This is a genomic window from Changpingibacter yushuensis (genome assembly GCF_014041995.1).
GTDB lineage: Bacteria > Actinomycetota > Actinomycetes > Actinomycetales > Actinomycetaceae > Changpingibacter > Changpingibacter yushuensis.
The window spans coordinates 776,452-801,723 of record NZ_CP059492.1; the positions used below are offsets into that span (position 1 = coordinate 776,452).

A 25,272-nucleotide genomic window follows, 5' to 3' on the forward strand; every position below is an offset into this window, starting at 1 on the left:
GGGACCTTGGGCTAGCCGCTTTACACTCGCACCGATGTGTTAGCCAAGCCGCACATCGCCCACGTCCAGACACTTCACGCGCGTGGCGCTTCTGGAAGGCTAACTTGTGGGCAACTGGGGGCCAAGGCAGCGGTTCAGAGTTGAAGGTGCACATGGAGCTTATGCGTCAAGCGCAAGCGAGCGCGCCATCATTCCTGGTTCTCGTTCTCATTCTCATCCTGATTCTCGTTCTGAACTGCGCGAACTCCACTCACTTCCAGCCCACGGAAGCGGTTGATTGCCGCGCCAATATCTACCCGGCGTGGCCTCACCAGGAACGCGGCATGCTGCCGTCCACCGAACCGGGTCAGCGCGTCCAGTCCCTTTTCCGCAAACTCGGCTTCAAGCCGATCGAGTAGTTCAGGAAGTGGCGCTGTGCCGTCTGCCAAGTACTCAAGGACGCCGCGGATGGCAAAACCGATTGCCTCTGTCTGGCCTTGGTCCACAATCTGGGCCACATCGGCGAGGTCCACGATCTTCTTATCGATCTGAACGCGATCCGGGCCGAGCACTTTGGTTCGTGGGCGGTCTGATGTGGAACGCAGGTGCATGGGTACCCGCGGGTTGGCACGCCCGAAGTCCTCTGAATCGGTGCGCACACGCGGTTGATGCGCGACGACGTCGGCAGCGCGGTCCGTGACGTCCACGCATCGGTACGTATCCATCATCAGCACAGTGTGTGCCACATCGAGGTAATCGCCAGAACCTCCCATGACCATCACTGTGGAGACGTGACGCTCGGAGTTAAGCGCACCAATCCGATCAACTAATGGTGTGATTGGCTCCTTTTCGGCGTGCACGAGTTCGCGCATACGTGCGTCGCGGATGAGAAGGTTTGTAGCGGAGGTGTCCTCATCGATAAGCAAGAGGGGAGAGCCCAGCTCCGCGGCCTCCATGATAGCGGCCGCTTGGGAGGTTGATCCGGAGGCGTTCTCCGTTGAGAAGGCGGACGTGTCTGAACCGCCGGGCAGATGCGAGATGAAAGGCGAGACATCTACGTTTGTCACTGCGCGTCCGTCGGCGGCGCGCACCTTGACGGCGTCCGGGGCGGTTGCGACCAGTTCGCGCCCGTCACCAGGAATGTGCGCATACACGCCACGTTCGATTGCCGAAAGCAGTGTTGACTTACCGTGGTACCCACCCCCCACAATCACCGTAATCCCTGGGCGTAGGGCCATGCCGGTGATCTGACCCGCGTGGGGAAGGTCCACGGTTACCCTCAAGGTCTCAGGTGATTCAAACGGCACTGCGCCACCCATGGGAGACTGCGATATTCCAGACCGGCGAGCTAGCACAGAGTTGTCGGCTACAAACGTGATCCAGCCGTTCGAAGCCAGCTGGGAACTCAACGCGCGGTAATCCTCGTAGGCGTGAACGTGATTGCGAAGGTCAGAAAGGTTCGCCTTGCCGACCTCGTCGGAATAGAAGTCGAAGGATTCCAACACGATGTCCGGAACATCGCGATCGAAGATCGCCGCTGCGGTTTGGCCAAGGATAGTGCGTCCGCGTGCCGGGAACTGGACTTGAAAACGCACCTCCACACCTTCACCTGAGACAGTGCATGCTGAACGTTGGAGAACCTCTTGGCCCGCGCGGGCGATGTTCACTACACCTGGATGGGCGAATCTCTTGATATTTCGCTCAAAGGTTCGCACAAGGTAATCAGCTGTGGCGAGGCGTTGATCGGGCGTGGAGTAGCAATCCTCTGGTAGGCCCATGGCGGCAAGCTGCGCGCTAGCCCGCACTGCCGAGGGCGGCGCATAGGGATCGGGCTGAACTCGATCAATAGCGAGCGAGAACTTGCCGTAGTCCCAATCTCCGATGAGTGACTTGTAGCCGCCATAGCTGCGCCCGTCTAGGCGGTGTAGCGAATCGATGAGTTCGCCGTCGTCGCCAGAACGGCGGCGGGCCGGGGCATCTGCGTACTGTGAATCACTGCGGCGAAATCCACCGCGGTGATCAGTGTTGCGCTGGTCTGCGCTGCGGCCGTGGCTGATGTGCTCTTCGAACTCGTGACTCATGTACCCAAGCGTATTACCCCAAGCTTGCGGAACTCGAAAAAGTGGGCAGCACCGAGGTGCTGCCCACTTTTATTCGACTATCGGACTGCTGCTCAAAACTGGGCAGCAACCTAGCCAATTAGACGAGTGTCATAGCCTGACGCGCGATCGCTAGTTCTTCGTTCGTTGGAAGAACGATCAGCTTCACTGAAGAATCCGCGGTGGAGATGACGCGAGGCTCCTTCGAACGGACCGCGTTAATCTCCGCATCCAGCTTGACTCCGAATGGAGCCAGGCGTTCGGCTACCATTGCGCGCAGCCTGTTGTCGTTTTCCCCTGCACCTGCGGTGAAAGTAATAGCGTCCAAACCGCCCATAATCGCCGTGTATGAACCGATGTACTTGACGATGCGGTGGGCATACACCTCTAGTGCTTCAATGGCGTTGGCATCTCCGGCTTCAGCCATGTCCCATACGGCGCGCATGTCATTCTCGCCAGTCAAGCCCTTGAGACCCGACTGCCGGTTGAACAGGTTATCGATCTGGTCAATGCTCATGCCAGCCACACGGGAGAGATGGAACACCACGGCCGGGTCAATGTCACCCGTGCGGCCACCCATCACGAGGCCTTCAAGTGGGGTCAAGCCCATGGAGGTCTCAACGGCTTTGCCATTAACAACTGCCGAGGCAGAAGCGCCATTGCCAAGGTGGAGAACAATCTGCTTGAGATCGTCGCGTTCCAGCAGTTCGGAGACCTTGCCAGAGACGTACTGGTGGGAGGTGCCGTGAGCGCCGTAGCGGCGGATCTCGTACTTCTCAGCCACAGCACGATCCAGTGCGTACGTGGCTGCTTCACCTGGCAGGCTCTGGAAGAACGCCGTATCGAAGACAGCCACATGGGGAACATCTGGCAGGAGGCGGCGCGCCACAATAATGCCCTTGAGATGGGCAGGGTTGTGAAGTGGTGCGAGAGGGCAGAGCTGCTCGATGCGAGCCTGGACCTCATCGGTGATGAGGGCAGGCCCATCGAAGTACTTGCCGCCCTGAACTACGCGGTGCCCGACAGCGGAAATGGAGCCGTCAGTCAACGAGGGGCCGACTTCGGCGAAGAGTCCAAGAACGGTCTCGAGGCCAGCTCCGTGATCGGGGACTGGGCCATTGAGCTCGCGAGTAACCTCACCGAAATGGTGCTCAATGTGACCGGATTCCTCACCGATGCGCTCGACCAAGCCGGAAGCAATGGCTTCGCCGGTCTCCGGGTTCACGAGCTGGTACTTAATCGAGGAGGACCCCGAATTAATGACGAGTACGGACAATTTATCTCCTCAGTTGGCACGCGGCTTCAGGCGTGCTCTTCGTTTGGCCAGGCGTGCGGGGCCTGGGAAATTTTGACTGCACCGTGACGGTCTGAAACTACTCGGCTTGTGCCTGAATAGCTGTGATGGCCACAGTGTTGACGATGTCTTGAACTAGGGCACCGCGCGAGAGATCGTTCACGGGCTTGTTGAGCCCCTGAAGGATTGGGCCAACGGCCACGGCACCAGAGGAGCGCTGCACGGCCTTGTAGCCGATGTTTCCGGCGTTCAGGCTAGGGAACACGAAAACCGTAGCCTTGCCTGCAACCGGCGATCCCGGAAGCTTCTTTGCGGCAACGGTGGCGTCCACAGCGGCATCGTACTGAATCGGTCCTTCAATGAGGAGGTCAGGGCGTGCCTCGCGCGCCAGCGCAGTAGCTTCCACGACGGCGTCGACGTCGGCCCCCTTGCCGGAGGTACCGGTGGAGTACGAAAGCATCGCAACGCGCGGATCCACGCCGAACTGAACTGCGGTCTCCGCGGACGAGGTGGCGATCCCGGCCAGTTCTTGCGGTGTGGGGTTGGTGTTGACAGCGCAATCGCCATACACATACACGCGATCCTCCATGAGCATGAGGAACACAGAGGAAACGATCGAGGCGCCTGGCTTGGTCTTGATGATTTGGAAGGACGGGACGATCGTGTGAGCGGTGGTGTGCGAAGCTCCCGAAACCATGCCGTCGGCGTCGCCCATCTTTACCATCATCGTACCAAAGTAGGAGACGTCCTTGAGCTTCTCAACAGCCTGTTCATACGTCATGCCCTTCTTGGCGCGAAGACGTGCGAACTCGGTGCCGTACTTCTCAATCCGGGCGGGATCGTTGAGAGAAACGATCTCCGCTTCTTCCAAGTTGAGGCCCAGTTCGCCAGCGCGCGCCAAAACCTGGTCCCGTTCGCCCAGAAGGGTGATGTCTGCAACGCCACGTGCCAGAAGCTCGTCAGCTGCCTGAAGGACGCGATCGTCTTCGGATTCCGGCATGACAATGCGGCGGCGGTCAGCGCGGGCGCGAGAAATGAGGTTGGCAGTAAAACTCAGGGGAGTGATGACGTCCGAGCCGTGCTCCATGGCCGCCTTGAGTATGGCAGCGGCATCTTCTTCGATGGATCGCGCTTCGCCGTCTGGGAAGAGCACCACGGGAGCGTCGGATTCGAGAGTTGCGACGGATTCTGAGAGGTCAGGGTTCGCATCGATCACCACAGTGGCAGCAATGGGAGCATGTTCGCCGGAGATCTCCTCCGCTGCGAGGTGTGCAAGAGTGACAACTTGGGATGGAGTGCGCATGGCACCGGAAAGTGCCATGACTGCAGCTGTGCCAAGGTTGGCAACAGCGCGGCCCGTGCGTGCTAGGACGCCGGGATTGACCGGGTCACCATCGAGGAGGCCGAGGATCAGAATCGCATCGAACCCATCCGAGTAGTCCGTGTAGCGCTTAACCAAAGCGTTCATAGCGTCCTCTTCGGATGCCACATAGGCCTGGCGGGTGGTGCCCCACGCATTCTCTGCGTCATCCGAGCGGCCGACGATTGCGAGCAACTCAAGGAAGGACGAATCCTGGCTGATTGGACCGTTGGTGAAGGCGCGGAAAACTCCGACGTTCTGGTACTGAGTGTTGAGGTATTCGAGGTAGGTCTTAGCCACGGACTGTGTGCCGCAATTTCCTTCGGCAGCCGTGAAATAAACGCTATATGCCACAGTGCATTCCTTCCGGTTCAGCCGCGCCGAACCAATTTTTCGGGTGTTCTCCCGCCATTGATGTTCTCACAGAAATCGGGCCCAAAGACCTGCCTCGGATCACATTCTTGGCTCGCGTGAGCAATAGCACGTGTTGTTGCGGGCGTTTATGTTGCGCGGGCAACATTTTGACCATGAAACCACCACTGCGTCAGGGAATAGGGGCTCGTCCGATCCGAGTCTCCGAACCTGGAATCGCCAGGGATCTGGTCACCGCTTTTGTACCGGCGAGTCCCAGTGAGGTTGGGGCAGCCTTCGTTCGTGGTGACATCGTATGGGACGACGGCGTCGCCGTCGAACCCCATGAGTATGTCCAGGCGGGGGACGTCTTGTGGGCTTTCGCGGCCGCGCCGGACGAACCTGAAGAGCCAATCCGGCTCGAGGTGGTGGCACAGACTGATCGATGGATGGTGGTGGACAAACCGCACGGGATGGCGACCATGCCGCGGGGAAGCCACGTGGCGTCCACTGTTACTGTGGCTGCACGCAGGCAGTTTGGCAACGATGAGATTGTGGCGGCACATCGGCTTGACGAACCGACTGCAGGCCTCATCCTGCTAACACTGGGTGAGCGGTGGCGCCGACCGTATCAGATGATGTTCGAGCGCCGAGCAGTGATCAAGACCTACCTAGCTGTTGCGAACGATTCGCTTGCGGGCTTTCGGCGGGTCGAACTGTGCCTAGCAAAAGAACGCGGGAGCTTACAGACCCGAGTGGTGGCGGGGGAGCCGAACTCGATCACGGACATCTCTCTTGTTGAGTCTCATGATGGCCTCGGGCTATATCGCATATATCCTCTGACCGGACGGACCCATCAGATTCGCGTGACGATGGCTCACTTGGGTGCGCCGATTATGGGTGATGTGCTCTATCCTTGGGCAGTTGCGGAGAGTGACTTTGAAGATAATGCGGGCGGCTTCCCTTTGCAGCTCCTTGCTGCGGAGTTGACCTTCATTGATCCGGTGGATGGACATCAGGTCACAATGATGTCGCGGCGGGTGTTAGCTTCTTGGCAATAGTGGATATGTAATGGCGTGGCTGGGCCAAGAATGCTGGTAGTGCGAATGAGCGCTGACTGTGCGAATGTAATTGGCTCAGTTTCACGATGTGGACGCCAGTTGAGCAGGTGGCGTCCAATAGTTGGCCAGTCTCACGTTTGTGCGGGCAGAAATGTGAACCGTCAGGCCGCTATCCTCTACATGTGAGCATTGAGAATCCTGGCCCAGTCCTTGTCGTCGATTTTGGCGCGCAGTACGCGCAACTCATTGCGAGGCGGGTGCGTGAAGCGCATGTGTACTCGGAAATCGTTCCGCATTCGATGAGCGTTGCCGGAATGCTCGCCAAGAACCCGTCCGCGATCATTCTTTCGGGCGGGCCATCCTCCGTTTACGCCGATGGCGCCCCATCCATAGATCCTTCCATTTTTGATGCAGGCGTACCAGTGCTCGGCATCTGCTACGGCTTCCAAGTCATGGCGCAGTCGCTCGGTGGCACAGTGGGCCGCACGGGCACCCGCGAGTATGGCCACACCGATGCTGAGATCGCTGAAGGTTCGTGCCTGTTTGCCGGAACGAACGCCGAACAAGTGGTGTGGATGAGCCATGGCGACGCCGTCCAAGCAGCACCGGATGGGTTTGTTGTCACGGCTTCCACCTCACAGACCCCTGTGGCGGCATTTGAGAGCCAATCGCGCAAACTCTTTGGCCTCCAGTGGCACCCGGAGGTCAAGCACTCTGAAGCCGGCCAGACGGCCCTTGAGAACTTCCTCTACGGCGGCGCGGGACTCGAACCCAATTGGACTTCGGATTCCATCATCGACGATCAGATCGCACGGATCCGCGAACAGGTGGGTGAGGCTCAGGTCATCTGCGCACTCTCAGGTGGAGTTGATTCCTCCGTGGCCGCTGCGCTGGTTCACAAGGCGGTGGGCGACCAGCTCACATGCTTCTTCATCGATCACGGCTTGCTCCGTGCTGGCGAACGCGAACAAGTGGAAAAGGACTATGCAGCTGGCATGGGCATCCGCATGTTCACCATCGATGAATCCGATCGATTCCTTGATGCTCTCACTGGAGTCTCCGATCCGGAAGCCAAGCGCAAGATAATTGGCCGCGAGTTCATTCGTTCATTCGAGGCCGCACAACGTCAGCTTATTGAGCAAGTCGGTTCCGAGGGTGGCGAAGTCAAGTTCCTCGTGCAGGGCACGCTGTATCCGGATGTGGTCGAATCTGGCGGTGGCGATGGCACAGCGAACATCAAGAGCCACCACAACGTTGGTGGCCTGCCTGATGACATGGACTTCGAACTGATCGAACCTCTCCGGGCGCTCTTCAAGGACGAGGTGCGGGCAATTGGCCGCGAACTTGGCGTTCCCGAGAAGATCGTTTCCCGCCAACCATTCCCGGGGCCGGGACTTGGCATCCGCATTATTGGTGAGGTGACGCGCGACCGGCTCCGCATCTTGCAGGCGGCCGACCTGATCGTGCGCGAGGAGCTGACGGCTGCTGGCCTCGACGAGGAAATCTGGCAGTGCCCAGTGGTGCTGTTGGCCGATGTGCGGTCCGTGGGTGTGCAGGGCGATGGGCGCACATACGGCCACCCAATCGTGCTTCGCCCGGTGAGCTCTGAGGATGCGATGACAGCTGACTGGAGCCGTTTGCCGTATGACGTACTGGCTCGCATCTCCACGCGCATCACGAACTCGGTTCCCGAAATCAACCGCGTGGTGTTGGACGCGACCTCCAAGCCGCCGGCCACTATCGAGTGGGAATAGCAAAAGGCCAAAAAGGCAAAGCCACCTGCAACCATTCACTGTGACGTATTGCAACACATAGCGTCGCAATGGCTATCACACCACCTGCAACAAACAAGAATAACAGGTTCGAATCAGCCTCGGAATCCGATGGTTTTCGGGGCTGATTTTATGCTTATCACCTGCTGTTTTGATTCTTGATTGTTCTATGAAGTGACGAGCGTTTGAGCGATTTGGCGCGTACCGGACATTCGTGCTCGCCATGAAAGGATATAAAGCCACCCGCAATTACTCCCGAGCTGAAAACCGGCATTTTTCGAGTGATTCGAATCAAACCCGAATCATCGCCCTCCTTTGAAGGCAAAAATCGTAAAACCGCAGGTAAAGCTGGGGGAATAACAAATCGAGAAAAGGCGCTCTTTCAGGTGTATGTTCGCCCTTGACGAATATGAAAAAGCGACCCGGAGGTCGCTTGATTGATTCGCAATTATTCTCCAAGTGGCTTTCTCAGGACCCGAATTCGGCCTTCCATCCGTCGAGCTCCTCAGGGGTGATCTCGCCCGCGTTTTCCGAATCAAGCATCTTCTTCCACGCTTTGAGCACGGCAGCGAGTTTCGGCGACTTCTCCGCCCTCGTATCGAATCCTAGGACGAGCATGCCGTCCACCTCCATGGGTTCGAGACCGAACTCCTCATCGAGCCTGAATAGAAGCTCCAGAGCCTGTCTGCTCGATTCCAGGGGCACGTCACGCAATGTCTCGGAAGATATGTCCAATGCTTTTGCGATCGCTTGAAGCTGAGGTTCCCCGGGTGTTCTATTGCCGAGCTCGTAGTTGCGGATGGCGGAATCGGTCTGCCCGCATGCTGCGGCAAGCTGCTTCTGCGTCATCTTGCGCAACTTGCGGTACTTCTTGATGAGCTCTCCGGTCTTCAAACTCTACCTCCCAAGCCACGTTCCGTTGGAACCGTGATGAATCATGTGGAAACTATAGCACGTAATTGAACGGTATGTATTGACAGTTCACAATTGAACTACTACCATGCAATTGCAAAACCGTTCAATAACGAACGCTAGGAGGACATATGAGAGAGGCGGAGACCCGGCTGCTCGGAGCGGCGGAGGTTGCGGACAGGCTCGGCGTCTGCCGCACCAAGGCCTACGGGATCATCAGGGACCTCAACGGGGAGATGCAGAGGCGCGGGTGCAGGGTCATCGCCGGCCGCGTGAGCAACGAGATCTTCGAGGAAGCGTATTTCAAGCCGAAGGGAGGCAGCCGCCATGACCGTTAAGCAGGCGAAGAACGGGAGCTGGTTCACCCAGTTCCGCTGCAGGAACAAGTTCGGCGAGGAGGTCCACAAGTGCAAGCGTGGCTTTGACACGCCGGAAGAGGCTCAAGCCTGGGAGGACGATTTCATCGCCTCTGCCGGATGCACCATGGCGATGGCCTTCGAGCAGTTCTATGAGGTGTACAAGGCCGACGTGATGCCGCGCATCCGCGAGCACACGTGGCGCAACAAGGAGTACCTCATCAAGTCGAAGATCATGCCCCACTTCAAGAACTGCCGCATGAGCGAGATCCAGAGCATCGATATTGTCCGCTGGCAGAACGACCTCATGGACGGGAGCAACAACAAGGGCAAGGGCTACACGCAGACGTACCTGCGGACCGTGAACAACCAGCTTTCCGCCATCCTCAACCATGCTGCGCGCTACTACGGGCTCCATCCCAACCCGACGGTGCGCACCATGAAGATGGGCGGCAAGGAGACCTCCGAGATGCAGTTCTGGACCAAGGACGACTACCTCAGGTTCGCAGACCAGATGATGGAGAAGCCACGGTCGTTCCTGATCTTCGAGATCCTGTACTGGACCGGCATACGCGAGGGCGAGCTGCTGGCTCTCATGCCCTCCGCGTTCGACCTCGAGCGCAAGACCATGCGGATCGACAAGTTCTACCAGCGCTTCGACGGACGCGATGTCATCACCGACCCGAAGACGCCCAAGTCGATACGCACCATAAAGCTCTCGAATTTCCTTGTGGACGAGATCTCCGATTACCTCAGGCGGCACCCCGAGATTGGCCTCAACGACCGGATGTTCCCCGTCACGAAGTACCAGATATCCCGGACCATGAAGACCGGCTGCGAGAAGAGCGGCGTCAAGAAGATCCGCATCCACGACCTGCGCCATAGCCACGTGAGTCTGCTCATCGACAAGGGGTTCACCGCGCTGGCCATCGCCGACCGCATGGGGCACGAGACGACCGACATCACCTTCCGATACGCCCACCTGTTCCCGACGGTGCAGGAGAACATGGCCAACGTGTTGGACGATGCGAGAGGAGATTTCTGATGCCCTGCCCCAACTACCGCAGGAAACGGACCATCTCCAAGGCGTTCCGCGTGAGTCGCGAGGAGAACGAGCGAATCGAGCTGCTTGCCAAGGCGGCGGGCGTCACCCAGCAGGAATACATCATGACCAAGATCGAGGACAGGGAGTTCACCGTGGCGCCCGATCTGCGTACCTACAAGATGCTCAAAGACTCCATGCATCTGGTCTACCAGGAGCTCTGCTGTCTGCGCGATTGCTCGACCATGGACGAACGGCTGATTGCGAAGATCGAGCTGCTTGCGGACCTGTTCGTCGGTATTGCCGGCGATAGTTCGCGCAGCCAGTTGGAGGCGGAAGACGCATTGATTTCTGATATGGAGCGCGGATAGATGGGCGCGGTAGAACTATGAACCCATAGAGAGGACTCGCACATGATGGCCTGAGGTCGCAAGATAGAGACGATTCATCAGCATCGTCTTAATACCACTAGTAGCCCCTTGATTCCAGTGGCGGGCATCAGGAGCGTTACGCTACAAAATATATCTGAACATGCTTTCATCCAGAGAAAGGCAGCTGAATTCCACCATTTGAGAAGAATTCGATAATCTGCGCAACTGCGGCAGCGAACTGGGTACCACCACTTATGCCATTTAGGAATCCAACGAAGCTTTTAACAACTCCGCGTTTAGGTGCTCCATTTTCGACTTGTACCCGAATGGTCTCCACGTTATCCCTCAAATCTTCGAGGGTCTCTTTATTATCCAATTCTGCTGTTGCAGCAGCCAAAAGGGCGTCGAGCAAGGCGTTAAGGTCGCTAGCGTTTATGCCATTCGTCTGCGTTGAGTTAACTGTAGAACCGCCTATTGCTTGGTTGAGCTGCATATTCTGAACCGGTCCGTTTATATTTGTCGTTGCGGTTTCGCCGTTATCTAGGCCCATTTCGATTCCCTTTATGGTCAGAAAGCTTCCTATGTTAGTGATGAGACGCCTGACAACCTTCTCCAGAAAACCTTTGTACATGTCGGCATATTTGTTCCCATGAGCATAACCATAGAAGAAACTGCTGCGTCCACATATGTTTTGAGCGACAACCTCTTTGAGTATGAGGTAGACTTCTGCGCTTTCTTCCTCGGGGACGGTGCTGAAGCTTACAAACATCGTGCCAAAGTCCTTCGCTACTGCACTGACATCTTCAGCAGCATCCAGTCCATCTGGTGTGTGGTTCGCAACGCAATCATCAAGATACTTCTTTATCTCTGTTTCTGCCTCTATGCGGTCAAGGAATCTCTTGAAGGGCAAAGGCGATTCTTCCCAGTTTGATTGCATGAGCCTGTTCGATTCTTGGTTGAACAGATGTAACGTCTTCTTGAAGTTTGTCTTATCAGTCATTAAAGTTACTCACCCCGCACAATGGACAGACGAACATTGACATAGAAAGAAGCCGTGAGACTTTTGACTGCCTCCCACAATGCTTGCATGTAGTGATTGCAAGAGCGTCGATTGAAGGCCGCAAGACCGGTTCATCATCAGGCTTTGGAGACTTCCCGACCTTGAACGAAACAGGTTTGCCCTTGGTTTTCCGTTCAAGCTCCTTCATTTCCTTGTGCAACATTGAGAAGGCTTGGTTCTTTGCGATAACCACGGCGAGCTCCAAGACATCGTCGGTGATGTAATTGTCTGAGGCGATGCCGCAAGCAGGGCAGCAAATCTCCGCAACATCGTCGGACTCATAGTCGCTCGGTCTCAGTTTGAAGAGCTCGCTGCATTGGGGGCACTGCAGCAGTACATAACCTTCGTCATCGCAAGGTATTTCCACAGTGAAGCTAAGATCGTCAGCCATCAGAACTCCTAAGTGTGTTGCCGGCCAAACTTGCCGTCTGCCTGGTTAATTGACCGCAGGCGCAAAAGCCATCGTTCGACATGACCAGAATCACAGAAATCTAGAAGTGCGCATTCGCAGAATCTAGCAGCACGTACAGCACCAACGAGAAGAGTCATAATAGCGCGGCCGTCCAGAGCTGTGACATCCGCCTTCTTGCCTTTTTCAATGTTACTCAGCAATGAATTCCCCTTACATTCCCAATGCCTTTCGGGCAGCAGCTATGACGTCTCCGTCTTGGTAGAAATCGGGGCTCACGCTGCTCGCCAACTCCATGGGAACGTCTTGCAAATCACGAATCGCGCTGAATGGAAGCAGGATACGTTTTGCTCCGGCGTTCTTTGCAACCCTCAGGATGTCTTCCAGGCCCTTCAGCTCGTCCATGGAGCCGGAGAGGCGTACTATGCCAGGGATGACCGTGGAAGCCGCTACAGGGCGATTGCAGGCGGCTGAGCACAGGCCGACGAACTCTGCCAGACTCACCTCGTCGCTCGGTCCCTTTGCCTGCAGGTCGTTCACGAACAGCAGATAGTCCTTCTGACGCATGTGCATACCAGCGGCGACGCGGTCGCCGTTGTTCTCGAAGCAACGCCAAGCTGCCTCAATGCTCTCCTTGGCTGCGCGGTTGCTGCCGATGCCTTCGTTTTCGAACCGGAACGAGCCGGCCACGGCCTTGTTCTCCAGCTTGTACACAGCATATTCGTCATTCACACTACGGCCCACGGCAAAAACATGACCGGGCTGCAACGGAGCCTCCGGCACAAGCGTGTTCTCGGATTGCTCAGGGACGAAGATGATGCGCGCATCTGCGGGGTTCTCGACATCGACATAGCCCAGGTTCACGTCCATGAACTCCACGCCAGCCATGATTTTCAGCTGTTCCTTGACGCGCCGCCTTCCCTCGACCGCATAGTCAAGAATCATTCGCGCGTCCTCCTTGCTCATGTCCTCGTCTGGGAAAATGAGCTTCATGAGGCCGCTGAACGTCTTGCGCACTCCTATCTCATCGCGCGTGTTGAAATCGCTGGTCAGTCTGAAGAAGTCGTCGATGTGGTGGGTGTAGTCGCGCTTGCGCATCTCTTTGCAGAACTCGCTCAGGCAGTCGGTGATCAGCCCGTAATGTTCAGTGAGCAAGTCGCTGCGCATCTTCGGAACCTCCCAGCCGGGAAGGTAGCAGTGGATGCGATCGAAGAACGCGGAGTCATTGTTGAATTCAGGAGGGAACGGATCGAACAGGTGCGTTGTCTTGAGAATGTTCTGCGCACTGTCGTTGATATTACCCTCGAACACCATTGAAGCATCGCCGGTAAATGACTCGCGACCACGTGCATAGGTGCCACCCGCCATGTAGCCTTTGAGTATCTGCACGGCGTTCGCATCTTTGAAATGCATGCCCGCAACTTCGTCGAAGGTGACGCAATCCCAGTTGCCCACGAGACCGGTGCGTTCCATGCTCGTGGCGCGTCTGACGCTTGCATTCAGACGACCGAACAGGTTGGCTGTCGTGGTCTGCCCTCCGGATAGAAGGATCGCATACGGGCTCACTTCATTGTAGACATGGCTTTTGCCCGTGCCGCGAGGACCGAGCTCGCACATGTTGTAGTTGCGCTCGATGAGCGGGACCATCCGCTCTAGGAAATGGAGCTTCGTCCTCAAATCCAACCCTGCTGGTTCATAACCCACGCTGCGGAGAAGCAGGTCTATCCATTCTTCCGTTGAGAAACTCGGCCGTTGGCCGATGATCGAGTCGAGATCCAGCCGAGGCATCTGGATGGGAGTCAGGTTGGCGACCTTGAACGGATTGTCTTCTGGACCTGCGTTCTTTTTCGGTGCCTGGCGAGGCTTCTTCTGATCGCCGAAGACGTCAGCCAGTTCATCTTCCAGCTCATCCTCAAGACGGAAGTACTCCATCTGGAGGATGCACCACATCCCACCGGAAAGCATCTTGGGATATTCGCGCACGTATTCGTCGGGCATGACCACGGGATCGATCGCGAGATTCGAGAAAGTCGCCACGTGGATGTCGCGGTACTCGTCTACCTTGGCGGTCACCTTGTCGATGATCGTGTAGGTGCGCAGGTCGCGGATCTTCGACTTGATGCGCTCCGATTCGTCGGGGCGTACGTAGTTCTGAGCCAAGATGCGCCGGATGCGGTCGAGCCCTTGCTCGACCGATTCGCCGTCGTCGGTGGAACAGTACATGCCCAGGAGGTACTCAAGCACGAACGTGGGCACGTTTGCCCCACGCTTCATCAGGGCAGTCAGGTCTTTGCGCACGATCTTGCCGGGGAATGCTTCCAAGACCTTGCGGTCGAGGCCGTCTGTCTCGAGAGTGGGCACCACGTTGTTCTGGGTTTCTTCCATATCAGTCTCCTACAGCCCGAAGTCGATCGTCGGAGTGAACGCCATGTCGATGGTGAATTCTTCTTTCCAGACGATGCCGTCCGTCTCCTTGTCTCTGCAGACAAGGTAATAGCGCTCGCCGGGCGGGTAATCCACACCGGCCTTGAGCGTGAACATCGGCCGTGACACGCGGGCACGCTCGTCGGTCGTCGTCATGTCGGCGTGCGTCTTCTGCACATCGGTCACAGGGTTTCCGGACCCGTCGGTCAGGCAGAGCTCGTACTCGGCTGGAAGCACCTTGCCCGAGACCGGTTCCTTCTGGAACAAGTCGACATGGAACATCGAGCTTGTGATGCGCCGCTTGGTGGACACGAGCGACATCATCGCCTTTTCCTGCTCAACCCGTGCCTTCGACTTGACGTTGCGGTTGCGCAGCTCGATGACAGGCACGCATACCTCCTGCAAGCTCACGCCGCCGTGCGCGTAGTTCTTATTGCCCGATGCGCTCTTCATGCGGATGCACTCGCGAAGAGCGAGGCCGTAGTATTCGCCGCCGTGAATGTCTCGCAAATCCATCTTGACGAACATCAGATTGTCGATGTTCTCCCGTGAGAGTATGTGCCTGCGATGCAGCTGCACATCGTTTCCGCCGACGTCAGCCTTCGACACCTTGTCCTGCTCTTTCAACGGTCCGCGCGTGTAGATGAATCCATGATCGGCAGTGACGATGACGCGATTGATCTTCAGGTCGTTGATGGCGATCTTACAGAGCGCAACTAGCTCGTCGACCGTATCGCCGCAAGCCCTGAAGACTTCGTGCTCGAGCTTCGGCTTCTCGCCGGTCGAGTCGATCTTGTCCTGATAGACGTACACGAGCGGGGCATCACCCACAAGTTCCTTGCGCGCTGCACGGTTTCCGGCACGCAGGTTCTCAGAGAGCACCGCTCTCGCACCTGCTACCTTTGCTTGCAGTATCGCCTCCCTCTCGGGAGTGGTCCTGGTCGGTTTACCGTCGACGAAGACCTGGCCGTCATCCCACGAGTAGGAGATCTCTCCGTGCGGGAGAAGCGCCGCCATCCCGAACTCCGTCACCGAGGGAAACGATGATTGGAACGAATCGAGGGATACGGTGCTCTTCGTCTCCTGCTCAAGCCGGCGGGAGAGCTCGCGACCGACCTCGTAGCGCATGCCGTCTGCGATGATGACAAGCGTATGCTTGTATTCCTTAGTATCGTGCGACGGGTGTCTCTGGAAGAAATCACGTTGGATCTCGATGCCTTTCGCGAAGCCGCATTCGGCCCAGTCGGGTTCGGCGCAGTTGATCCAGCAGCCGTTGACGTTGGGCAGAAACCAGTTCACATACACGTTCTCGACCCGTTCGGCCAGCCTCTCGGCGGCGTCACGTAGCGAGTCGGGGGTGTCTTCGGTGTTGAGCAGGCAGGCGTCGAGCGCCGTGCAGAACCCGCGGTATGCCGAATCCATGGCGCACCAGTCCGTCGTATATGCCTTCCAGACATCTGCGGGCTTGGTCGCGTGGAATCCCTGCGGGTGATCTCGGTAGAACCCCTCGGAATCGGCAGCAGCAGCGAGAAGGTCGTAGTAGCTCTCCACGCGCTTGTACCATTTCAGGTCCTTGCGTTTCTGACGGGTGCTGAGAGCTTCTGAGCTCCTGTCCGAACCGTCGGCCAGACTCGACATCAGGCTGGTCAGAACCGCCTCGTTAACGCATGGGAAAACATCGGTGTCGATGAGGGCGGAGACTTTCGCGTCTGTGAGTCGTTCGGGGATGCTGAGTTCGGTTTCAACGGCTCGGGCGATCTCATAGAGCGTCTCACAGCTCGCCTGGTCGCCCATCCAGTCGCGCACGATGCTCATGCAGAAGCGGGCGTAGGGCTTGGCGATATGCGCATCGTAGCCCGAGAGCAGCTCCTCGGGTAAGGTGCAGGACGCCGCGGAGAGCAGCAGATGCTCGGCCAACTTTATCTCCGACGATAGGTCGTCCTCATAACCGAGACGCTTCTTCAGAATCGACGACAACGCGCTCAGTGCGCCGAATCGCTCGAAATCAGCGAGCACGGAATCCGGCCCCGAGTCATGCAGAGCGCATAGATATGCCCTCGCGATGTCTTCCATTTTTGCAGTAGGGGCTTTCAGGATGACCGAGACTACACCGATTGCCACGTCGACGGGTGTGTTCGTCTCGGGCATGCGTCTGAGGTATGCCGTCCTTCGGTCTGCCGCGCCGAAGAACTTCTCGAACTGTGCGACTGCATCTCTCGCGGCGTTGCTTGCATTGATGTCACCGAGCAGCATGGATGCCTTGTCCGCCTGGAAATGCTCGGCGGTAAGCTCGATGTCAGCCAACCAGTTTCCTTCGAGCCCGCCCTCTGAGAAGTCGCGCGGTTTGCGTGTGTAGACGAGGAAGTCATCCGATGGCTTGCCTCTCAGAACCTCTCTCTTGAGCTCGAATTGAGACCCAACCTCAGCCTTTGCGAAGGTGAGCGGTCGCACGAGTTCGCATCCTATACCGTTCTCCCCCAGCCGGTCGAAGTCCTCCTCGAAGGACCCGGCAACATCGTGCCAGAATACGACGCGCCTGATTTCGTCATCGGATAGGGGCTGTGTCAGGGCATCCTGTATGAGTTGGATTGCATCGAGGTCTGCCATCGATCAGTTCTCCTCCCCGGCTCCATGACGCTTGATCGAGTACCTTCTGCCGCTGCTCTTGCCCTGAGCCTGCACCAGCCCGAGCTCTGTCAGGTGCCCGTTGATGCGTTGTAGCGAGCGAGATGGTATCTGCAACTCGGAGGATATCTCCGCAGGACGCGACGGCCCGTGTTCGTGTAGGTATGCCAGCACCTGGCGGTCGGGTTCGGACAGATCATAGAGTACGTCAGCCAACTCCGGCCAACTCCGGCCAAGTTCAGCCAAGATGTCTGGAGTATGTTTGCTTACCAGTGCGGCGTCCGGCACGCTTACCTCTGCAGTATGCTCGCTCGCGGAGCCGACCTCCTCGAGTGCACCCACGAAGAGCCCAAGCATGAACTCCACGAACCCCGAGGAGTCCGCTTGCGCGTCCGCGGTGCCGAGCGCGTCGTAGTAACCTTGCTGGTTCTTCTGGATGAGCTCCTCGACGGGCAGCCAGTAGAACACGGGGTTCCACCGCCCCAGAAGCGCCGTGTGCCAGAATCTGCCCATGCGGCCGTTCCCGTCCTGGAAGGGGTGGATGAACTCGAACTCGTAATGGAACACCGCGCTCTTGACCAGCGGAGGGAGCGTCGATTCTCCGTACCATGCGATGAGGTCGCTTATCTGGCCTGCGACGAACTCCGCCGGAGGGACCATGTGCACGAGCTGGTCACCGTCGAAGATGCCGACTCCTTGAGTTCGGAACATGCCCGCTTCCTCGGCGAGGTCGTCCATCATGGCGTGGTGGACCGCAAGAAGGTCCTTCACACTCATCGGATCGGTATCAACGAGGAGGTCGTATGCGTCAAAGGCGTTCTTCACCTCGCAGATCTCACGTGGGTCGCCCAGCACGCGCTTTCCGTCCAGAATCGCTGTAACCTGCCCCAGCGTGAGCGTGTTGTGCTCGATCGCCAGTGACGAGTGAACGGTGCGTATGCGGTTCTGACGGCGCAGGTGGACGGAATGGTCGTCCTGCATCATCACCGATGCCCTGCCCAGCTCGTATGAAGCGTGCGATACCAGGTCGACGATCTCGTCGCTCATTGTGAAAGGGGGCTTGTATTCTGATTCGCTCACGGCATCCCCTTACTTTATCTTGGCCAAGGCGTCTTGGAACAGGGCGTAGTTGTGATTCACACCGTCGTCGAGGTCGATTTCAATCATCTGGTCGGCCAGGTGGTGAACCTTCTCCTCGTATGCGTTGGTTTCTGCAAGTTGCTCCGATATCTTCTTGTGCTCTTTACGCAGCGTTGCTTGTTCACGTTTGTCCGCTGTCTGCATTGCGTCATTAATGCGTTCCAGCTGAGTGCGATAGCGCTCCTGTTGTGGATGCACGTACTCCGTACGAAGGCGAGCCAACAGATCGGGAGTGTATCGATGCATGTAGAACAATGCCCGGAATCCGCCCTTCTTACCGGAATCGAAAAGCCAGTAGATGGGCCTTTTCCCCGCGCTCGGTACGCTATAGGTCTTGCAGTGATCCGCAAAGAAATCATTGCGAAAATACGCGCGAATAATCTGACGCGGCGTCCCTTCGCCACCAAGCGCGTCTGCAATGAATTTCAGGTTTTCTTCCAGATGCTCATCGCCATAGGCAGCACGCAGGAAGTCGACGAACAACCCCATGGCATCATCATGGAAGTACTCGATGTCCGTGAGGGGGATGATCCCGTCTGCATCGGGTTTGAATGTGGGATCCGGTACCTGTTCCAAATACTCGTCCAGCCCATCGCCTTGGTTTGCAAGCACGAGCCCCGGCCTGTCGAGCGAGTAGCGCCCAATGATGCAGCCGACTGCGTAGCTGATGAGTGATTTCACGTCGCGGACAAGGTCAGCGCGACGTACGGATACCTTGTCATCGGGGACCTCGATGGGGACCTCGTCCTCCATGTGGTAGATGCGTGCGAAAATGCGATTGAGCTCCTCCTCGTTAGCCTTGAGCGTATCGAAGCGCTCTTGGCATTCGGTTGACCAAGTGTCGAAAGCCTTGGAAACGAGTACTCCGCGCAAAAGCGGATGTCGCTCGAAATCCCATGAGATTTCGAATGAATCCCAATCGACATGGGCAATATCGATGCAATACTCAGTTAGATTATTAATCACCGCTGATTCATCTTTAACAAATGGCAAGGCAAGAAGGTTTCCGCTTTTAAAATGGATAGTGGGATTTAATACATTGCTCCATCTTTGAACAAGCGAAGAATTAAAATATGCTAACGCATATTGATAACTAACGTTTCTCGGCAGAGCTGCATTTGCAGATGCGTCAAAAATAAATCCGCTCTTATACCACCGGAAAGAAATCCCCCCGGTACAAATATCTCCCCATGAAATCTGAGGCTTAAAATAATAATCCGTTCCTACAACGCGCCCACCACTAGCATCACGAGTTGCGTATCTAATATCTTCCCCATTATTGTAGAAATTCACGACATATTGAAGATTACCGTACCATTTCCTATAATTACCTGCCTTGTTGTAGGGGAACCAACGACATTTCTTGTCGCACGTTTCACTAACTGCTTTGTATCCAAACCCGATGTCTGACCAGTCAACTTCATACCATAATCTCAAAAACTGCTCATTATTTGATGTGCCCATTCCACAACGAGCATCTATATCTTTAGAAACCTTACTGTTGTTAGAAAAAGCAGCGACTTCATTTTCGGATAACCAATACGCAATTGGCCAGCCAGGGATGGACTTGAAGTTTTCAGCATCAGTATGGTAAAACCAACCACAATCGGGGTTCTGGATGGCTTCGCGCAACTCAGCGGCTTTCTCTGCTTCATTGGAACCGTCAACGAGTCTGAAATATGCACCTTTACCCTGTGCCTTGTCATTGGTAAACACCGTTGCCGTCGTGGAAACGACCTCACCACCGATGGCATCAAACGCATGTGCTCCCAGGTGGGCCATCGAAACAAGGTCATAACTTCCGATAATCTTCTTACGCATTTTCTCGTAGGAGCTCAAAAACATCCACGATTGCATGGTTATCTCTGCTACATAGCCGTTGCGCCGAGTGAACTCAAGTCCACGTTTGATGAAGCAAGTACACAGGTCGTTGTTTTCTTCAGGGTATTGCTCCTTAACCCATTCCGACGCCCATGGTTCCAGTGCGCTCTTTTGTAGATATGGCGGATTAGCAATTACAATGTCGTATTTCGTCGCTAAAGGTTCGAGCTCGGCGAGGGCTCTACTGATCAGCTCCTTTGCCTTGAAACCGAAAATGCTGGTCTCTTCCTCCAAGCTAGCGGCGGTGGCACGTAAGGCGGCCATGTCCTCTGCTGTTGGTGTCAGCAGACTCCCAACCTCATCGAGGTGGAAAAGCGCTTCCAGCAACTCGGTCTTTTCGAGCAAAAATGATTTGCCTAGCTTGTCCTGCTTATGGTGCGCGCCAGCGACAGCTCGACGCTGCTCTTCATCAAACTCCACCTTTTCAAGCACTGTGATACGTGGCCTCACGCCTCGACGTAGGAACCGGCCATCGTACTCGCATGCCCTCATCGTCAACGCGAAGCTCGCCATAGCAGCGGCGCGTGGATCGATCTCGATGCCGGTCAGATTCTTCTCCAGCACCAGCTGTGGGATATCGCGTCGCGCATAGCCACGCTCCTCGTACATGGCTGCCAGCAGGTCGAACGCGTACACCAGGATGTGACCCGAACCGCAAGCAGGGTCGAGGACCGTTATCTCCTCGGGATCCTCGATTTTCAGGAACTCGCCCGCGTCACCCTCCGGCACGAGATAGTAGTCCATCTCGGATGCCAGCCCGCTCTGGGGATTGTTGAGCATCCAGAGCCTGCCGAGGGAGTTCTCGGTTAGATAGCGCACGATCCACTCCGGCGTGAACAGCTGCGTAGCGCAGGGTATATCCTCGGCAGAAGCCTTGCGCTTGGAGACGAAGTAGTCATCTTTCTTCTCGGAAACGTAGTATTGGTACATCCAGCCTACGATCTGCACGCCCTCGTGCCAGTCGCTTTCGAGGATGTCCGTCACGATACGATTGACGACACCGCCCTCGCGCAGCAACCCGTCAGGGAGCAGCAGCTCCATCGCAGCGCCCACTTTTTCGAACACGCCGGGCATGCAATCGGCGAGCTCGGCGCATTGCGCCAAAAACAGGCATCGGAACGTCGCTTCGTCATCGCCTCCTTGGACAAGCTCGGCTGCGCGCGCTCGGTCCAACCCCTCGATATCGACCGATAATGCCTCTGCAAGGACCTGTGGCTTGAAGGAGCCGTCGTTGGCGGAAAGTATCCGGGTGCGGGATGGCAGGAGGTCGTTTACCTCCATGAACCTGATGGCCATGATGCGGTTGAACCACGTGTAGGCGGCTCGCTCGACTATCTGTTCGTATCCCTCTTCTCGAATGGTGCCCAGGAGCTCCTTGCGCTGCGCTTTTTCTGCGCCGGTGAGAACAAGCCCGTTCACCGCGTCCGCATCCGCAGGGTTCATGGGGTTCTCGGAGATGTCGTATATCGCGCATCTGCGCTCCACCTCGGCCATAAGTTCCCTGCGTGCCCAGATGCAGTAGGATTTGATTGCGGAGTCGTTCATGCTAGTCTCCCAGTCTTACTGCGTCGCTATCTTTGAGGGCATCCATCAGGGCATTGCGAAGGCCTTCGACGTAGGCATCAACCTCTTCTGCGGTTCGCATGGTTTTCGTCGGGCATACCCTGCTACGGTGAAGCACCTTCGTTCTGGGCTTTGGCTCTGCGGGGATTGCGCTGCCTGTACTGCCTTTTTTCTCTTCCTTCTTGCACCGTGCTTCGGCGATGGCGTTGTCGACTTTCGCGAACTGTTGGTTGGTCCATGTCGCGAGCTGGCTCACCTGCGCATCCAGCTGGCTGCAGCTCTCCGTACGGTGTGCGGAGTCGCGCTTCGCGATGGCAGCCTGCTTGACCTGCGAGACCACATAGTTTGCAACGCCCTCGAACTCGCCGCACTCGTCTTCTGCATAGCGTTCGATCTGCTCAACGGCGTCATCGATGCTACGAAGCAGGTCATCACGCTTGACGCTTGCTGCAGCTGAAAGCTCTTTGGTGACGGTGTTGTTGAGGCTGTTGAGGTCCTTGATGTGCCCATAGGGTTCGTCCATGGCAAGGATTTCGCAGATTTGGGAGATAGACTCCTGGGCTTCGTCGCTGCCTTCGATGTAGATACCCTCGGTGGCGAGCGACTCGATGAGTTTCCTTGAGTCGTCGTAGAGCCGCACCTGCGTGGCGAAAAAGCCGTGGATCTTCTCAAGATCCTCGGCAAGGTCGAGCAGGCTGTCGCCAGTCTGCTTGTTGGCAAGCGACATGCAGAACAGAACAGGATCGGCCGCGTCGGAAAGCAGATTGTCGATGAGCTTGCGGCCGTCGGCTACGATCTGCTTTCCAGGGTAGGGGTTGTGCGAGTACCACTTCGCCAGCATCTCCTGGCATCCATCGGAAGAATTTTGGAGGTGCTCCTTTGCGAACACGACGAGGCCGTCCTCGTCTCCGGGGACTTGGTTGGTATCGGCGAAGTCCTTCATGAGACGCTGAACGGACGCGAGAGTGGTCGCGTCGATGGCCTCACGCTTCTTGACCTGCGCCTTGTCAGCGTCCCTGCGCAGATGCTGCATGATGGTGTGGACGTCACCGCTGTCGAGCTGCTTCCCGCCGACGGACATTGCGATGCGCTGTCTGTTCAGCAGCTGCGCCATGACGGCCGCGATGTCGATCTCACGCCAGCCATAGGGCGCTTTCTGGTACTTGCGCTGAAGGTCTCCCATGTTGGTCGCCTGGTGGCTGTACGCCTGGGCGTCGAGGTAGAGCATGACCTCGTTCATCGCCCTCCAGTTGGGCTCATGACCGTCCGTGTCGATCTGGGCGCCCGTCTCGCCGCGATACATCGCATACAGGTCGGAGTCGGTGTTCGCCGGCAGGTCGATGTAGTCTGCCTTGGTGTAGGTGCTCGTCACGAGCTCGTCGAGTACGGCGTCGAGCCTCTTGTCCGCTGCCTGTTCCTTCACGGTCAGGCTGCGTCCGTCGACCGCGAGCCTGCCGTGCGCGATGGCGTCCTCGAGGGATTTCTTCGCGGCTTTCTCGTTCTCGCGAGCCTCCTCGCGCTTGCGCTTGACGATGTCCTGCTTGGAGGGTGACCATTGCGAGGTGGTGCTCATGCGTACGTACTTCTCCACGCGGCACGACATGTCGAGAAGATCGTAGTAGTCGCCTTCTTCCAGACCCACCAGCGCCTGCCCGGTGGACTTGAACGCGAACTCCGGCTCGGAAAGTCGCGACCACTCGTGCGCGTAGGTGATGACGTTCAGCTTCATGCCGCCCTGGTCCTTGCCATGCACGCTGTCGTCGACGTATCGGTCGAACGGGAAGTCGTTCTGTCCCACGCGGTGCTTGGTTGTGGTGTAGATTCCGTCGAAGAGGATGCGCTTTATCTTGTCGGTGACCTCGCTGGCATCGATCTCGACTTTGGATATCTCGTCTGCGACATCCTGTTCCTCGCTGGTGAGGAAGTTGTACTTGTCGCCGTTGCGGGCGACCTTGTTCTCGCGCACCAGGCGCTCGAGCGATTCCAGGACCTGCTTGCGCAGGGCGATCTTGTCGACGTCGACCGAATCGATCATGAGGTTCGCGATATTGTTCACGTCAGGGGTGATGTCGCCGATGTAGCGGATGAGATAGAGCGCCTTGATGACGCGCACGTCGTACTCGAAGAGCCCGTTCCCATCGTCGGCGGCATCCTGGCAGCGGCTTATCACCTGCCGGATGCCGTAGTCGAGCGATGTCTCGATGGTGTCGTAGAAACGCCAGAACGGTACGAGCACGCCGGGTTGCTCGTCCTGCACGCGCTGTGCTGACTCCTGGAACGCCGATATCATCGAACGCTCGCCGCTTGACATGTGCTTTCCGGAGAAGCCGTGCTCGCGCGTCTTGGTGAAGACGTCGGGCAGGATGCGGAACTGGTAGCCCACGAACGGGTAGCTCTCCACGTAATCGCGCGGACCGGCATAGCCGAACAGGTCGCTTGTCGAGTCGTCGAAGCTGAAGAGGTTCTTCAGAACCGTCGCCTGCTTCTGGTACTCCGTTTCCAGAAGCGCCGTAGCCTCGTCGGTCTTTGCAAGCACGCGCTCCTTGATGATCTCGTCCACGTCGCTCGAGGACAGCGATAGACGCGTGTCGAAGCGACCCTGGATCTTGGAGAAATCCATACCGACGATATCGGTGATCGAATCGATGGCCTGCTGGCTTGTGACCAGCACCCACACGTCGCCGCCGCATTGGGTGCCAAGGTCCTCGGCCATCGTTTGCATGTCCAGCGTGAGGCTGTTGTCAGAGCCGATGAACTGGCCGATCTCGTCTGCCAGGAACACGAGACGGAAGCTTCCGAGCTCTGCCTTCTTCTTGTCTATGTATGCCTTCACCTGCCTGGAGAATGTGTCGGAGGACACCACATCGGTCTCAGTGCCATCGAACCAGTGCTGGGCGGCGTCGCGACTCATGCCCAGTGCCCGCATGAGTGTCTCGACCATGTCGTCTTCGTAGAACGACCAGCTGTCACGGTTCCCGAGCCAGTCGAGTCCGCTGATGTCCTCGAATGCCTCGCGGAACTCTCGTGTCTTGTCCTTGGAATCGATGAACGCCTCAAGCCTGGCGAGTTTCAGATCCTCGCCGTAGAAGCCCTGGTTCTCATAGAAGACGCGTTGGAAGGAGCGCATGAGCGCGGTTTTGGCACTCTCGCCTTCCTTCCACTTGCCGCCTTTAGAGTCCACGTTGAAGAGAATCGTCTCGGTGGGCACCGAGGCTGCGCGCCTCATGCGTGCATAGACCATCTCGTCGTCGATCTTGCCATCGAAGTAGTCGACCGCGCGCTTGCCCTTCACTTCCGGGTTGGAGAGGAGGTAGCTCAGCATCTTGAGGAAGTGGGATTTGCCAGACCCGAAGAAGCCGCTGATCCATACGCCCGTCTTGCTCGTAGGTTCGTCGAGCGATCGCTCGTAGTTTCGGAAGAATGTGGAGAAGTGTCCTTGCAGTTCCTTGGCCACGACGTATTCTTTGAGTTCCTGCTCCACGAGGTTCTCGTCGATGTCGCCGACCTTGACCACGCCGTTGATGTTCCTGTTGATGTCATGCTCGAACATGTTCTGGATATGCATGTCTGTTG

At 57.1% G+C, this 25,272-nt stretch carries 17 protein-coding genes; 5 read left to right on the plus strand and 12 right to left on the minus strand.

The window, feature by feature from the left end:
* Positions 1–188: 188 nt before the first annotated feature.
* The 3 genes from H2O17_RS03355 to pta all read right to left on the minus strand — a co-directional run bounded on the left by H2O17_RS03355 (position 189) and on the right by pta (position 5,086).
* Entirely contained in the window at positions 189–2,060 is a 1,872-nt protein-coding gene (locus H2O17_RS03355; RefSeq protein ID WP_182050335.1) for an ABC-ATPase domain-containing protein, read from the minus strand.
* A 118-nt stretch (positions 2,061–2,178) separates the two neighbouring features.
* Complete coding sequence (locus H2O17_RS03360) at positions 2,179–3,354, minus strand: acetate/propionate family kinase (RefSeq protein WP_182050336.1); 1,176 nt, start codon at positions 3,352–3,354, stop codon at positions 2,179–2,181.
* Between the two features lie 97 nt (positions 3,355–3,451).
* Positions 3,452–5,086: a phosphate acetyltransferase gene (gene pta, locus H2O17_RS03365; RefSeq protein WP_246311321.1), complete on the minus strand. Its 1,635-nt coding sequence runs from the start codon at positions 5,084–5,086 to the stop codon at positions 3,452–3,454.
* A 173-nt stretch (positions 5,087–5,259) separates the two neighbouring features.
* On the opposite strand from pta, the gene H2O17_RS03370 reads away from it, so the two are divergent.
* Complete coding sequence (locus H2O17_RS03370) at positions 5,260–6,144, plus strand: pseudouridine synthase (protein ID WP_182050337.1); 885 nt, start codon at positions 5,260–5,262, stop codon at positions 6,142–6,144.
* Between the two features lie 182 nt (positions 6,145–6,326).
* Positions 6,327–7,898 carry a glutamine-hydrolyzing GMP synthase gene (gene guaA / locus H2O17_RS03375; RefSeq protein WP_281363060.1) on the plus strand — a complete coding sequence of 524 codons (1,572 nt, stop codon included), beginning with the start codon at positions 6,327–6,329 and terminating at the stop codon, positions 7,896–7,898.
* Between the two features lie 486 nt (positions 7,899–8,384).
* Here the strand turns inward: guaA and H2O17_RS03380 are convergent, their stop codons facing one another.
* Positions 8,385–8,810 carry a helix-turn-helix domain-containing protein gene (locus H2O17_RS03380; protein ID WP_182050339.1) on the minus strand — a complete coding sequence of 142 codons (426 nt, stop codon included), beginning with the start codon at positions 8,808–8,810 and terminating at the stop codon, positions 8,385–8,387.
* Positions 8,811–8,959: 149 nt separating this feature from the next.
* Between H2O17_RS03380 and H2O17_RS03385 the strand changes: the two genes are divergently transcribed.
* From H2O17_RS03385 to H2O17_RS03395, 3 genes are read left to right on the plus strand one after another with little or no spacing between them, the layout of a single operon-like run.
* Positions 8,960–9,166 carry an ICEBs1 excisionase gene (locus H2O17_RS03385; protein WP_182050340.1) on the plus strand — a complete coding sequence of 69 codons (207 nt, stop codon included), beginning with the start codon at positions 8,960–8,962 and terminating at the stop codon, positions 9,164–9,166.
* Positions 9,156–10,229 carry a site-specific integrase gene (locus tag H2O17_RS03390; RefSeq protein ID WP_182050341.1) on the plus strand — a complete coding sequence of 358 codons (1,074 nt, stop codon included), beginning with the start codon at positions 9,156–9,158 and terminating at the stop codon, positions 10,227–10,229. The genes H2O17_RS03385 and H2O17_RS03390 overlap by 11 nt, the downstream gene beginning before the upstream one ends.
* Complete coding sequence (locus tag H2O17_RS03395) at positions 10,229–10,597, plus strand: plasmid mobilization protein (protein ID WP_182050342.1); 369 nt, start codon at positions 10,229–10,231, stop codon at positions 10,595–10,597. Before H2O17_RS03390 ends, H2O17_RS03395 begins: the two co-directional genes overlap by 1 nt.
* Before the next feature lie 166 nt (positions 10,598–10,763).
* On the opposite strand, the gene H2O17_RS03400 is transcribed toward H2O17_RS03395, so the two are convergent.
* The 8 genes from H2O17_RS03400 to brxC are packed head-to-tail and all read right to left on the minus strand — an operon-like array spanning position 10,764 to position 25,264.
* Positions 10,764–11,597 (minus strand): hypothetical protein, encoded by an 834-nt coding sequence (locus H2O17_RS03400; RefSeq protein WP_182050343.1) that lies wholly within the window; start codon positions 11,595–11,597, stop codon positions 10,764–10,766.
* On the minus strand, positions 11,590–12,048 hold the full coding sequence (locus tag H2O17_RS03405; RefSeq protein WP_182050344.1) for a TFIIB-type zinc ribbon-containing protein: 459 nt from the start codon (positions 12,046–12,048) through the stop codon (positions 11,590–11,592). The genes H2O17_RS03400 and H2O17_RS03405 overlap by 8 nt, the downstream gene beginning before the upstream one ends.
* An 8-nt stretch (positions 12,049–12,056) precedes the next feature.
* Positions 12,057–12,269: a DUF6508 domain-containing protein gene (locus tag H2O17_RS11785; RefSeq protein ID WP_220456816.1), complete on the minus strand. Its 213-nt coding sequence runs from the start codon at positions 12,267–12,269 to the stop codon at positions 12,057–12,059.
* Positions 12,270–12,279: 10 nt separating this feature from the next.
* Entirely contained in the window at positions 12,280–14,451 is a 2,172-nt protein-coding gene (gene brxL / locus H2O17_RS03410) for a protease Lon-related BREX system protein BrxL (protein ID WP_182050345.1), read from the minus strand.
* Between the two features lie 9 nt (positions 14,452–14,460).
* Positions 14,461–17,097 carry a BREX-1 system phosphatase PglZ type A gene (gene pglZ, locus H2O17_RS03415; protein WP_182050346.1) on the minus strand — a complete coding sequence of 879 codons (2,637 nt, stop codon included), beginning with the start codon at positions 17,095–17,097 and terminating at the stop codon, positions 14,461–14,463.
* 3 nt (positions 17,098–17,100) lie between these two features.
* Positions 17,101–18,195, minus strand: coding sequence for a Fic family protein (locus H2O17_RS03420; RefSeq protein WP_220456817.1), 1,095 nt, complete (start codon positions 18,193–18,195; stop codon positions 17,101–17,103).
* Positions 18,196–18,204: 9 nt separating this feature from the next.
* Positions 18,205–21,681 carry a BREX-1 system adenine-specific DNA-methyltransferase PglX gene (gene pglX / locus H2O17_RS03425; protein ID WP_182050347.1) on the minus strand — a complete coding sequence of 1,159 codons (3,477 nt, stop codon included), beginning with the start codon at positions 21,679–21,681 and terminating at the stop codon, positions 18,205–18,207.
* Between the two features lies 1 nt (position 21,682).
* Positions 21,683–25,264, minus strand: a complete 3,582-nt coding sequence (gene brxC / locus H2O17_RS03430; RefSeq protein WP_182050348.1) for a BREX system P-loop protein BrxC — start codon at positions 25,262–25,264, stop codon at positions 21,683–21,685.
* Positions 25,265–25,272 lie beyond the last annotated feature (8 nt).